Genomic DNA, 310 nt, shown 5'->3' with positions numbered 1-310 from the left:
AAGTCATCAATAACATTCATGCCGATCATGGTTTCCCATAGAGGAAAAAAGTGATCGGCCTGGGATGTTATTGGGCGATCGGCATGGATGTTATTGAGTGATCGGCATGAATGTTATTGAGCGATCGCCATGCGTGGGAATACGCACTGGCTTCTGCTCCGCCAGGCAGATTGTTGAGTCATCCCTGAACTGTCTATATGTGTGACCACGAATGAAGCGTGGATGCCATTCGGCGGAGATGGTCGTGTAGGGAGGTGAGGATAACCCGGCCAAGCCACCTGGCACTGAGGATGAGGGGTTGGGTAAATGT

The organism is Aeromonas sp. LsrichE-8G, from assembly GCF_022869435.1.
GTDB classification, from domain to species: Bacteria; Pseudomonadota; Gammaproteobacteria; order Enterobacterales; family Aeromonadaceae; genus Aeromonas; species Aeromonas caviae.
Note: the sequence above shows the minus strand (reverse complement) of the source record.